12 protein-coding genes are annotated in these 11,920 nt (G+C 73.9%); 6 read left to right on the top strand and 6 right to left on the bottom strand.

Going from position 1 to position 11,920, the window contains the following annotated elements; genetic code table 11:
• Positions 1–177 precede the first annotated feature (177 nt).
• From tsaB to ACFOW4_RS09550, 6 genes are all read left to right on the top strand, one after another.
• Positions 178–855: a tRNA (adenosine(37)-N6)-threonylcarbamoyltransferase complex dimerization subunit type 1 TsaB gene (gene tsaB, locus ACFOW4_RS09575; RefSeq protein ID WP_377526375.1), complete on the top strand. Its 678-nt coding sequence runs from the start codon at positions 178–180 to the stop codon at positions 853–855.
• The gene (gene rimI, locus ACFOW4_RS09570; protein ID WP_377526372.1) at positions 852–1,304 is read left to right on the top strand and encodes a ribosomal protein S18-alanine N-acetyltransferase; all 453 of its coding nucleotides are present in this window, start codon (positions 852–854) and stop codon (positions 1,302–1,304) included. Before tsaB ends, rimI begins: the two co-directional genes overlap by 4 nt.
• Positions 1,305–1,309: 5 nt before the next feature.
• The gene (gene tsaD, locus ACFOW4_RS09565; protein WP_377526371.1) at positions 1,310–2,356 is read left to right on the top strand and encodes a tRNA (adenosine(37)-N6)-threonylcarbamoyltransferase complex transferase subunit TsaD; all 1,047 of its coding nucleotides are present in this window, start codon (positions 1,310–1,312) and stop codon (positions 2,354–2,356) included.
• 8 nt (positions 2,357–2,364) lie between these two features.
• Positions 2,365–2,619: a hypothetical protein gene (locus ACFOW4_RS09560; protein WP_377526564.1), complete on the top strand. Its 255-nt coding sequence runs from the start codon at positions 2,365–2,367 to the stop codon at positions 2,617–2,619.
• 66 nt (positions 2,620–2,685) lie between these two features.
• Positions 2,686–4,386, top strand: a complete 1,701-nt coding sequence (locus tag ACFOW4_RS09555; RefSeq protein WP_377526369.1) for an ABC transporter ATP-binding protein — start codon at positions 2,686–2,688, stop codon at positions 4,384–4,386.
• Positions 4,386–6,203 carry an ABC transporter ATP-binding protein gene (locus ACFOW4_RS09550; protein WP_377526368.1) on the top strand — a complete coding sequence of 606 codons (1,818 nt, stop codon included), beginning with the start codon at positions 4,386–4,388 and terminating at the stop codon, positions 6,201–6,203. Before ACFOW4_RS09555 ends, ACFOW4_RS09550 begins: the two co-directional genes overlap by 1 nt.
• Here ACFOW4_RS09550 and ACFOW4_RS09545 read toward each other — a convergent pair.
• From ACFOW4_RS09545 to ACFOW4_RS09520, 6 genes are all read right to left on the bottom strand, one after another.
• Positions 6,179–6,919 carry a DUF4142 domain-containing protein gene (locus ACFOW4_RS09545; RefSeq protein ID WP_377526366.1) on the bottom strand — a complete coding sequence of 247 codons (741 nt, stop codon included), beginning with the start codon at positions 6,917–6,919 and terminating at the stop codon, positions 6,179–6,181. The two genes, ACFOW4_RS09550 and ACFOW4_RS09545, sit on opposite strands and share 25 nt — an antisense overlap.
• A 112-nt stretch (positions 6,920–7,031) precedes the next feature.
• Positions 7,032–7,322, bottom strand: coding sequence for a DUF1707 domain-containing protein (locus ACFOW4_RS09540; RefSeq protein WP_377526365.1), 291 nt, complete (start codon positions 7,320–7,322; stop codon positions 7,032–7,034).
• A gap of 72 nt (positions 7,323–7,394) precedes the next feature.
• Complete coding sequence (locus tag ACFOW4_RS09535; protein WP_377526363.1) at positions 7,395–8,576, bottom strand: ROK family protein; 1,182 nt, start codon at positions 8,574–8,576, stop codon at positions 7,395–7,397.
• A 26-nt stretch (positions 8,577–8,602) separates the two neighbouring features.
• Positions 8,603–9,862, bottom strand: coding sequence for a sugar ABC transporter permease (locus tag ACFOW4_RS09530; protein WP_377526362.1), 1,260 nt, complete (start codon positions 9,860–9,862; stop codon positions 8,603–8,605).
• The gene (locus ACFOW4_RS09525; RefSeq protein WP_377526360.1) at positions 9,859–10,671 is read right to left on the bottom strand and encodes an ATP-binding cassette domain-containing protein; all 813 of its coding nucleotides are present in this window, start codon (positions 10,669–10,671) and stop codon (positions 9,859–9,861) included. Before ACFOW4_RS09525 ends, ACFOW4_RS09530 begins: the two co-directional genes overlap by 4 nt.
• A 107-nt stretch (positions 10,672–10,778) precedes the next feature.
• Positions 10,779–11,876, bottom strand: a complete 1,098-nt coding sequence (locus ACFOW4_RS09520) for a sugar ABC transporter substrate-binding protein (RefSeq protein WP_377526359.1) — start codon at positions 11,874–11,876, stop codon at positions 10,779–10,781.
• Positions 11,877–11,920 lie beyond the last annotated feature (44 nt).

The raw sequence follows: 11,920 nt of genomic DNA, 5'->3' as shown, positions 1-11,920 counted from the left end.
GGCGGGGCGTGGGCAGGCGGGGGAGTCGACCGCCGTGGCGCTGCGGGCGGCGGGGTGGCGGGGCGTGGCGGGGTGGCAGGGCGTGGACGGGCGGGGGAGTCGGCCGCCGTGGCGCTGCGGCCCGTCGGTGGCGGGGCGTGGGCGGGGTGGAGGGGCGTGCGGCTAGGCTGGCTAACCGTGCTCGTACTCGTGGTGGACAGCTCGACGCCCGCGGTGACCGCGGCGTTGGTGGAGGTCTCGGCCGACGGCGTGACGCCGCGTGCGCACCGGTGCACGGTCGACGCCCGCGCGCACGGCGAACTGCTCGCGCCGCAGGTCGACGCGGTCCTCGCCGACGCCGACGCGCGCCCCGGCGACCTGGCGGCCATCGTCGCCGGGCTGGGCCCCGGGCCGTTCACCGGGCTGCGGGTCGGCCTGGTCACCGCCGCGACCATGGGGCAGGTGCTCGGCATCCCCACGTATGGCGTCTGTTCCCTGGACGGCATCGGTTACCCGGCGGCCGCCGGCGAGCCGGTGCTGGCGGCCAGCGACGCGCGCCGCAAGGAGCTCTACTGGGCGGTCTACGACGGTGCCGGGCAGCGGATCGTCGGGCCGGAGGTGTCGGCGCCGGCGGTGGCCGCCGCGCGCGCCGGGGAGCTGGCGGTGACCGTCGCGGTGGGCGACGGCGCGCACCGGTACGCCGACGTCCTCGGCCTGCCGGTCCGGGCCGAGCCGCGCTACCCGGACGCCACCGTGCTGGCGCTGCTGGCCGCCGAGCGGATCCGGGCCGGCGCGCCGAGCGAACGGCTCACCCCGCTCTACCTGCGCCGCCCCGACGCGGTGGCAGGGACCGGCCACAAACCGGTCCTCCCATGAGCGAGGTGCGGCTGGAACGGTTCCGCTGGTGGCACATCGACGAGGTGTTGTCGATCGAGGCGGACCTGTTCGGCGCCGAGCAGTGGTCACCGGCGATGTTCTGGAACGAACTGGCCAACGGGCACCACTACCTGGTCGCGACCGACGCCGATGGCTCCGTGCTGGGGTACGCCGGGCTCGCCGCGGCGCCGCCCGACGAGACGTGGGTGCAGAACATCGCCGTGCGGCGGGACGCCCAGCGGCGCGGTCTCGGGCGGGCCCTGCTGGAGGCGTTGCTCGCCGAGGTGGCCCGGCGCGGCGCCCGCAGCGTGCTGCTGGAGGTCGCGGCGGACAACGCGCCGGCCCAGCGGCTCTACGCGACGTACGGCTTCGAGCCGATCGGCGTGCGGCGCGGCTACTACCAACCGAGTAACACCGACGCGCTGGTCATGCAGCGCAACGAGGACTGATCTCCATGGCTGACGAACCGCTCATCCTCGGCATCGAGACCTCCTGCGACGAGACGGGGGTCGGCATCGTGCGGGGGCACACCCTGCTGGCCGACGCGCTGGCCTCCAGCGTCGAGGAGCACGCCCGCTTCGGCGGCGTGGTGCCCGAGGTGGCCAGCCGGGCCCACCTGGAGGCGATCGTGCCGACCATGGACCGGGCGTTGACCGAGGCCGGCGTCACCCTCGCCGACATCGACGCCATCGCGGTCACCTCCGGCCCGGGGCTGGCCGGTGCGCTGCTGGTGGGCGTGGCCGCCGCCAAGGGCTACGCGCTCGCGGCCGAGAAGCCGGTCTACGGGGTCAACCACCTGGCCGCGCACGTCGCGGTGGACACCCTGGAGCACGGCCCGCTGCCCGAGCCGGCGATCGCGTTGCTGGTCTCCGGCGGGCACTCGTCCCTGCTGCTGGTCGACGACCTGGCCCGCGGGGTGACCCCGCTCGGCGCCACCATCGACGACGCCGCCGGTGAGGCGTTCGACAAGGTGGCCCGGCTGCTCGGGCTGCCGTTCCCGGGCGGTCCGCCGATCGACCGGGAGGCCCGGGCCGGCGACGCGCAGGCCATCGCGTTCCCGCGCGGCCTGACCGCCGCGAAGGACCTCGCCGCCCACCGCTACGACTTCTCGTTCTCCGGGCTCAAGACGGCGGTGGCCCGCTGGGTCGAGGCCCGGCAGCGGGCCGGCGAGCCGGTGCCGGTGGCCGACGTGGCCGCGTCCTTCCAGGAGGCGGTCTGCGACGTGCTCACCACCAAGGCGCTCGCCGCCTGCCGCGCCAACGGGATCGAGACTCTGGTGATCGGTGGGGGAGTGGCGGCCAACTCGCGGCTGCGGGCGCTGGCCGAGCAGCGGGCCGAGAAGTACGGCATCCGGGTCCGGGTGCCCCGGCCGAAGCTCTGCACCGACAACGGCGCGATGGTTGCCGCGCTCGGCTCGCACCTGGTGGCCGCCGGTGTCGCGCCCAGCCGGCTGGACCTGCCCGCGGACTCGGCGATGCCGCTCACCACGGTCAGCGTGTGACGGCCGACATGATCGTGCGGATGTGGGAGGCGCGCGCGGAGCCGTACGGCGTCGCCGACCTGATCACCTGGGTGTGCGACACGGCCCTGCCCGAGTTCGAGCACGACCCGCTGCACGTCTCCAGCGAGGTCTTCTCCTCCACCGATCACCGGGTGGTGGTCATCTCCAGGTGGCGCAGCAACCCCCGCCCGCTGCCGGAGCCTCCCGCCATGCTGGTCGCCCGCGCCCCGCACTCCTGGGACTTCACCCCGGTCGACCGGTGAGTCGCGCCACGCCCGGTGGTAATTGGTTCGCCCGCGCACCTGGCCGCCGCCTAGCGTCGGGGCGTCATGCGCTTCGCACCGGCCGGTGACCCCGGCGTACCCGATTCCCGCTCGGCGACCCGCTACCTCGTCTGGTTGGCCGGCCGGCACAAGCGGCTGTTCACCGCCGGCATCCTGCTCGGTGTGGTGTGGATGGTCGCCCAGGCCTTGATGCCCGCCGCCGTCGGCCGGGCCGTCGACGGGCTGGCCCGCCACGACGAGCGCGCCCTGCTCACCTGGGGTCTGGTGCTGTTCGCCCTCGGGGTGCTCCAGGCGGTCGCCGGGATCCTGCGGCACCGCTGCGCGGTGCACAACTGGCTGGCCGGTGCGTACCGGACGGTGCAGTTGACCGTCGAGGCGGCGAACCGGCTCGGCGCCGCGCTGCCGCGCCGGGTGGCCGCCGGCGAGGTGGTGAGCATCGGTACGGCGGACATCGGCCAGATCGGTCACGCCGTCGACATCACCGCCCGTGGCACCGGTTCGCTGGTGGCGATCGCCACCGTCGCGGTGATCCTGCTGACCGCCTCGGTGCCGCTGGGGCTGGTGGTGGTGCTCGGCGTACCGCTGCTGATGGCGGTGGTGGGCCTGCTCATCCGGCCGCTGCACCGCCAGCAGCAGGCGTACCGGGAGGCCGAGGGTGCGCTGACCGCCCGGGCCGGCGACATCGTCTCCGGGCTGCGGGTGCTGCGCGGCGTCGGCGGCGAGCCGGTGCTTTCCGCCGGCTACCGGGCCGGGTCGCAGTCGCTGCGCGCGCACGGCCTGCGGGTGGCCCGGGTCGAGTCGCTGCTGGAGGCGGCGCAGGTGCTGCTCCCCGGTGCCTTCCTGGTGCTGGTCACCTGGCTGGGTGCCCGGTTCGCGCTGCGCGGTGAGATCAGCGCCGGGCAGCTGGTTGCCTTCTACGGTTACACCGCGTTCCTGGTCAGTCCGCTGCGCAACCTCACCGAGGCGGTGGACAAGTTGACCCGGGGGCACGTGGCGGCCCGGCGGGTGGTGCGGCTGCTCCGGCTCACCCCGGAGCTGGTCGACCCGGTCCACCCGGCGGCGCTGCCGGACGGGCCGGGCGAGCTGGCCGACCCCGAGTCCGGAGTGCTGCTGCGGCCCGGCCGGTTCACCGCGCTCGCGGCTACGGCTCCCGAGGACGCGGCCGCGATCGTGGACCGGCTCGGCCGGTACGCCGACTCGGACGCGACACTGCACGGCGTACCGCTGGGGGAGCTGACGCTGGCGATGGTGCGCGCCCGGATCCTGGTGGCCGACAACGACGCGCACCTGTTCACCGGCCGACTCCGGGCGGAGCTGGACCCGCACGACCGGGCCGACGACTCGGCGCTCGGCGCGGCGCTGGCGGCGGCGAGCGCCACCGACATCGTCGAGGCGCTGCCCGACGGGCTGGACAGCGCGGTGGCCGAGCGCGGCCGGGAGTTCTCCGGCGGGCAGCGGCAGCGGCTGCGGCTGGCCCGGGCGCTGGTCGCCGACCCGGAGACCCTGCTGCTGGTCGAGCCGACCAGCGCGGTGGACGCGCACACCGAGGCCCGGATCGCGTCCCGGCTCGGTGCCGCCCGCGCCGGGCGGACCACGCTGGTCTGCACCACCAGCCCGCTGGTGCTCAGTGCCGCCGACCTGGTCATCTTCGTGGAGGACGGCAAGGTGGTGGCCGAGGGGACGCACGCCGAGCTGCTGGACGGCGAGCCGCGCTACCGGGCGACGGTCAGCCGGGAGGAGGACTGATGGGCACCGCACTCCCGGTGGCCGACGCGCGGCAGGTCCGCCGGTACGCCCGCACGCTGGCCCGCCGGCACCCGCGCGCGCTGGCCGCCGCGCTCGGGCTGCACGCGCTGGCCGCGGCGGCCGGTCTGGTCGCGCCGCGCCTGCTCGGCGACCTGGTGGAGGGGATCTCCCGGGGTGTCGTGGACGCCACCGTGGACCGGGTCGCGCTGCTGATCGGCGGTTTCGTGGTGGCCCAGTCGGTGCTGGTCCGCTTCGCCCACCTGGCGTCGGCCCGGCTCGGTGAGCGGGTGCTCGCCGAGCTGCGGGAGGAGTTCGTGGACCGGGTCCTCGACCTTCCGCTGTCCACGGTGGAGCGGGCCGGCACCGGTGATCTGCTCACCCGGACGTCCCGGGACGTGTCGGCGCTGTCCCGCACCGTCCGCTTCGCGGTGCCCGAGACGCTGATCGCGGTGGTCACCGCCGGGTTCATCGTCGGCGCGCTGTTGCTGACCGCCCCGCTGCTCGCGCTGCCCTGCCTGCTGGCGGTGCCGATGCTGTGGGCCGGCACCCGGTGGTACCTGCGCCGCGCGCCCGCGGGCTACCTGCGGGAGAACGCCGCGTACTCGGACATCACCGACGGGATCAGCGAGACCGTCGAGGGTTCGCGGACCACCGAGGCGCTGCGGCAGGAGGGGCGTCGCCGGGCCCGCACCGACGCCGACATCCGCCGGTCGTACGCGGCCGAGCGGTACACCCTCAACCTGCGCACCGTGTTCTTCCCGGTCGCCGAGATCGGCTACGTGGTGCCGGTGGTCGCCACCCTGCTGATCGGCGGCTGGTTCCACCTGCGGGGCTGGGTCGGTCTCGGTGCCGTCACCGCGGCCACCCTGTACGTGCAGCAGCTGGTGGACCCGGTCGACCGGCTGCTGAGCTGGCTGGACGAGTTGCAGGTCGGCGGGGCCTCGATGGCCCGCCTGCTCGGTGTCGCCCGGACCGGGGGCGCCGCCGACGCGGCGCCGGCCGTCGTCGACGACCGGCTCGAAAGCGGCACCGCCGGCCCGGCCCCTCGGGAGCAGCTCGCCGCCCGGGACGTCCGGTACGCGTACCGCGCGGGCCGGGACGTCCTGCACGGGGTGACCCTGCTGCCACGACCGGGGGAGAAGCTGGCCATGGTGGGTCCCTCCGGCGCCGGCAAGTCCACCCTCGGCCGGCTGCTCGCCGGGGTGCACGCGCCGACCGGCGGATCGGTCACCGTGGGCGGCCGGCGGTTGGACGCGCTGCCGCTGGACGAACTCCGTACGCACGTCGCCCTGGTCACCCAGGAGCACCACGTCTTCATCGGCACGTTGCGGGAGAACGTGGCGATGGTCCGGCCGACGGCCGACGCGGCGGATGTGCGGGCGGCGTTGGCCGCGGTGGCCGCCCTGGAGTGGGCCGACGCGCTGCCCGACGGGGTGGACACGCTGGTCGGCGCGGGCGGCCACCCGCTCTCCCCGGCCCAGGCGCAGCAGGTGGCGCTGGCCCGGCTGGTGCTGGCCGACCCGCACACCCTGGTGCTGGACGAGGCGACCTCGCTGATCGACCCGCGTGCCGCCCGGGAGCTGGAACGCTCGCTCGCCGCCGTGCTCGCCGGCCGTACGGTGATCGCCATCGCGCACCGGCTCTTCTCCGCCCACGACGCCGATCGGGTGGCGGTGGTGGAGGACGGCCGGATCACGGAGCTGGGCTCGCACGACGAGTTGGTGGCCGCTGGCGGCTCGTACGCCGCACTGTGGCGTTCCTGGCACCACGGCGACGAGCCCGCCCCGTCGCCTCAGGTGCGGCGCAGCATCCGGTAGGTGGCGATGCCGCCGGTGCCGAGGGCGGCCAGGAACACCAGCCAGACGACGGTGCTGCTGACGCCCACCTGCGGGCCGGTGTTGGCCGAGGCGGCGGCGAGCAGCCCGTCCTGGCCGGGGGCGGGCAGCGCCGCCGGCGGCAGCTCCGGCCAGCGGACCAGCCCGGTGCTCTCCAGCATCTGCATGTGGTGCTGGACGAACGCGTTGGCGTCTTCGCAGAGCTTGCGGACGGTGGCGTCGCGGGTGCTGGCGCGTACCGCGCCGATCACCGGGAAGATCTTGCCGTGGGCCACCCGCAGCCGGGTCACGAAGATCTGGTCGAACCGGGCGCCGGAGGCCTTCTGCATCTCCGACAGCCAGCCCTTCTGCTCGGCCGTCGGCTCGGTCGGGATGGTGGCGCCCAGCTTGTTGGCCGCGTCCACGACGAGCTGGTCGAGCCTCTGGTGCTCTGAGGCGATGCCGGCGCCGATCTCGCGGACCTTGGCCGACTGCCCCTTCTCGGCGGCCATCTGCCCGGCCGGCATCTCCCACAGGCCGGCCAGCCGTACGCCGTTGAGCAGCGTCATGTCGGCGGCGTTGAGCTGCTGCCCGCCGGCCGGCGCGGCCACGGCCACGCCGGGCAGGACCGCGACTCCCGCCACGACCGCGATGAGCAGCAACGCTGCCCGGTGGGCCCGGTCTCCCAGCCGACGACGTGCGGATTCCAGCGGTGCCATGTCTGCGGTGCCTCCTCGGTCCGGACCGAAACGCGTCTGGACCGGGCGGCCGCACCCCGCCGGCCGCCCGTCCGCCCTCTGATACGGACTGACCGCCCGATCAGTTCATCGATCAGCGGGTGAGGGCGAGCAAGCCGCCGAGCAGCAGCAGGGTCAGCGCGGCGACGGCGAAGAGCACGAGCAGCTCGCGGTGGCCGTCCCGCGGGGCCGGGTCGACGGCGGCGGCCGGGGCGGGCAGGTCCCGGGTGAGCGCGGCGAGGTCGCCGAGGGTGCGGGCCGCCCAGACCCCGCCGACGCGGTCGGAGAACTCGTCGAGGGTGAGCCGGCCCGCCGCCGTGTGCCGGTGCAGCTCGGCGACCACCCGGTTGCGGTCGTCGTCGGAGGCGCGCAGCTCGACATCCACGCCGGACAGGGTACGCAGAAAAGCGCCTCCCGGCGTACCGCCGGTCGGTCGACATCGTGCGCCCGGAGGCGCTCAGCCGACGTCGAGCGGGTCCGCGAGCAGCCGCTCGAAGGCCAGCTCCGCCGCGCCGATCAGGGGCGCGTCCTGGCCGAGCTTGGGCGTACGCAGGCGGACGTGTTCCAGGCAGGCGCCGAGCGCGTTGGAGTTGAGTCGGCTGCGTACCTGGGCCGCCGAGGCGAGGTAGAGGTCGCGCATCGTGCCGCCGAAGATGACCATCTCGGGGTTGAAGATGTTCACCAGGTTGGCCACGCCGAAGCCGAGCCAGTCGCCGGCCTGGCGGACGGCCGTCTGCGCCCGGGCGTCGCCCCGGCCGGCGGCGTCGAAGAGGGCCAGCAGGGCGTCCCGCCCCCTTGCGTCGGACCGTCCGGCTGCGCGGAACAGGGCGTGCTCCCCGATGAGGGTCTCCCAGCAGCCCCGGGAGCCGCACTCGCAGGGCGCGCCGTCGCGCACCACCTTCATGTGGCCGACCTCGCCGCCGTACCCGCCGTGCCCGGTCAGCCGGCGCCCACCGGCGATGATGCCGGCGCCCACCCCGACGTCGCCGTAGAGGTAGATGACGTTGTCGCAGCCGGCCGCGACGCCCCGGGCATGTTCGGCGAACGCGGCCACGTCGGCCACGTTGCCCACGGTGATGGGCTGGTCCCGGCCCAGTTCGGCGCCGAGCGCGGCGCCGATCGGCTCGTCCACCCAGCCGGTGGTCGGCGCGAGCCGGACCAGCCCGTCGTCGCGCCGGACCATTCCGCAGACCGCGACGCCGGTGCCGACGCAGATCCCACCGGCCGGCACCGCCCGTTGCATCTCCCTGACCGCTCGGGCCAGCAGCGGCGCGGCGTCCGCGGCCAGCAGGCCCCGGGGCCGGTCCAGCTCCCGGCGGTCCAGCACCGCCCCGCCGAGACCGACCCGGGCGGCCCGCAGCCGGTCCACCTCGATGGAGTACGCGTACGCGTAGACCCGCACCGACTCGGGCCGGACCACGAGGGAGGGTCGACCCGCCCGCCTGGTCTGCTTGGGCGTCGCCTCACTGACCAGCCCGGCGCCGGCCAGGTCGGCGGTCAGCGCGCCGATGGTGCTGCGGTTCAAGCCCAGTGTGGTGGTCAGTTCGGCGCGGGTGGTCGCCCCGTGGACGTGCACGTGACGCAGCAGGGCGCCGAGGTTCTGCCGCCGGATCTCGTCCTGGCTCGGCCCTGCGCGCATGGTCGACGACACGGCGCTGCCCGCCGTCAGCGGGTGCCGGTCGTCGCCGCGCGGCGGCGGGAGAAGGCGTCGACGCTGGCGGCGAGCAGCAGCACCACGCCGGTGACCACGTACTTGACGCCCGCGCTGTACCCCATCAGGCCCATCCCGTTGTCGATGACCGCGACCACCGCCCCGCCGAGCACGGCGTCGAGGACGCGGCCCTTGCCACCGAAGAGGCTGGTGCCGCCGATCACCGCCGCGCCGACGGCGTAGAGCAGTACGTTACTGCCACCGGTGTTCGGATCGACGGAGTTCGCGCGGCTGGCCGCGACGATGCCACCGACGGCGGCCATCGAGGAGCAGATTACGAAGACGGAGATGCGGATCCGGTCGACGTCGATGCCGGCGCGGCGGGCCGCCTCCTTGTTGCCGCCGACGGCGTAGATGTGCCGGCCGTAGCTGGTGCGTTGCAGCACGAAGGTCAGCAGGACCAGCAACGCCGCCATGATCGGCACCACCACCGGTACGCCCCGCAGCGAGACGGCCAGCACGTTGCGGCTGCGCTCCAGATTGAGGATGAACACCGCCACGCCAAGCAGGACGGCGAGCCCGGCGATCCGTGCGGCGACCACCGCGACCGGGTCGGTGACCAGCCCGCGGGCGACCCGGTTGCGCTGCCGCAGCAGTTGCACCGCCGCGTAACCGACGATCGCCACGGCGGCCAGCACCCAGCCGAGGGCCGGGCTGAGGTTGCGGTTGGCGATGGCCACCAGCACGTCGTCGCGGACGGCGATGGTCGTGCCCTGCTTCATGAGCATCAGCACGATGCCCTGGAAGGCGAGGAAGCCGGCGAGGGTGACCACGAAGGACGGAATGCCGATCTTGGTGACCAGAACGCCGAGCGTGGTGCCGATGAGCGCGCCGGTGACGATCGCGGCGAGCACCGCGACCCACCACGGGTAGCCGAGCACGGTGGCCACGTTGGCCAGCACCGCGGCGCAGACGCCGCTGGCGAATCCGGCGGAGAGGTCGATCTCGCCGAGCAGCAGGACGAAGACCAGGCCCATCGCGATCAGCGTGACCGCGGCGCCCTGGGTGAAGAGGTTGGCGAAGTTGCCGGCCGACAGGAACGAGGGCCGCATGATCGAGAAGACCGTACAGAGCAGGACCAGTCCCAGGATCGCCGGCAGCCCGCCGACGTCGCCGTCGCGGACCCGGCCCAGGTAGGTACGGACGTGGCTGCCGACGGTCGGCGGCTTCGTCTCGATTGTCGGGTCCTCCTGGCGTACGGCGGTGGTGGTCATCGGACGCCTCCTGTGGTCGAGCCGGCGGGCTGGACGCCGCTGCCGGCGCCGCCCGCGTCGGCGGCGAGCCCGAGTCGACCCGAGCGACCGGAGGTGATCAGCTCGACCACCTGGGCGTGGGTGATCTCGGTGGTCTTCACCTGGGCGACCATCTGACCGAGGTAGAGCGCGGCGATGCGGTCGGAGATGGCGAAGACGTCGTTCATGTTGTGCGAGATGAGCACCACGGCGAGGCCGTTGTCGGCGAGCCGGCGGACCAGTTCGAGCACCTGGGCGGTCTGCGCCACGCCGAGCGCGGCGGTCGGCTCGTCCAGGATGACCAGGCGGCTGTTCCAGAGCACCGCCTTGGCGATGGCCACGGTCTGGCGCTGTCCGCCGGAGAGGCTGGAGACGTGCTGGCGCAGCGACGTGCGCACCGACAGCCCGGCCAGCGTCTCGGCCGCCATCTGCTCCATGGTCGCCTCGTCGAGCACGATGCCGCTGCGCTTCTCCCGGCCGAGGAACATGTTCTGGACGATGTCGAGGTTGTCGCAGAGCGCGAGGTCCTGGTAGACGATCTCGATGCCGAGGGCGGCGGCGTCGCGGGGGCTGCCGATGCTCACCGGCTCCCCGTTGAAGAGGAACTCACCCGCGTCGGTCGGGTGGATGCCGCTGATGCACTTGACCAGGGTCGACTTGCCGGCGCCGTTGTCGCCGACCAGCGCGGTCACCTCGCCCGGGTACGCCGAGAAGGCCACGTCGCGCAGCACCTGGACGGGACCGAAGCTCTTGTCGATCCCACGGAGTTCCAGCAGGGGTGTCCAGGACACGGGTTCTCCTTCGGGTGGAGGGGAGATGCTCTCGGACCCGACCGGCGGGCGCCGTCCGGCCCGGGAGTCTCCTCCCAGGCCGGGCGGCGGAGTCACCTGGACGCCGGTCAGCTGACGCCGGCGTCGGCGCAGAGTTTGGCGTACGCCCCGGTGCAGACCTCGGCCCGGGTGACGTAGCCGGCCGCGATGACCTCGGCGACGTTCTCCCGGTAGACGGCCCGGGGGGTCAGCAGGATCGAGGGGACGGCGCGGCCGGTCTGCGGGTCACGGACCGTCTGCCCGGTGTCCTTCGTCTCGCCCCGGGCCACGGCGACGGCCAGGTCGGACGCGGCCTCGGCCTCTTCCCTGATCGCCTTGTAGACCGTCATGCACTGGTCGCCGGCGAGGATGTTCTGCAGGCCCTGCGGGTCCGCGTCCTGGCCGGTGACCGGTACGCGGCCGTTGAGCTTGTTCTTCCTGAGCACCGAGATGACAGCGTTGGCGAGGCCGTCGTTGGCGGCGACCACCCCGTCGATGTGGCCGTTGGTCTGGGTGAGCTGCTGCTCGAAGATCGTGGCGGCCTGGGCGTTGTCCCAGTCCGGCACCGCGTCGTCCGGCCCGGCGGCGTACTCGCCGGCGTCGAACTTCGGCTTGAGCACCGAGGTGTAGCCACTCTTCAGCTGGTTGGCGTTGTTGTCGGTGGGGGAGCCGTTCAGGAACGACACCACCGGCTTGCGCGTACCCGTGTCGGCCAGGCACTTCGCCAGGCCCTCGCCCTGGAGCTTGCCGACGGCCTCGTTGTCGAAGCTGACGTAGTACAGCGCCGAGCCGCCCACGGTGAGCCGGTCGTAGTCGATGGTGGCGACCCCCTGCGACCTCGCCTTGTCGAGTACGGCCTTGCCGGTGCCGGAGTCCAGGTTGACGATCATGAGCGTGGTGACGCCGTTGGTGATCATCTGCTCGGCGATGGTCTGGAACTGGCTCTTGTCACCCTGGGCGTTCTGGATGTCGTACTTCACCCCGGCGCGCTGGAACGCCGCCTCCAGGAACCTGCGGTCCGCGCCCTCCCACCGGGCCGAGGTCTTGCTGTCCGGCAGGATCACGCCGATCTTGGGGGTCTTGGCGGAGCCGGCCTGGTCGGTTCCGCCGAACGTGTCGCCACAGGCCGCCGTGCCTCCGGTGGCCAGCAGGCCCACGGTGGCGAAGGTGAGGAGCCCCTTACGCATGTGCAGGGTCCTTTCGGGGGTGGGGGAGGTTGTGGTGTTTGTTG

The organism is Micromonospora sp. GCM10011542 (assembly GCF_042650685.1).
Taxonomy (GTDB): domain Bacteria; phylum Actinomycetota; class Actinomycetes; order Mycobacteriales; family Micromonosporaceae; genus Micromonospora.
The sequence above is the reverse complement of the archived record's forward strand: the minus strand, read 5'-3'. Positions and strand labels throughout refer to the sequence as shown.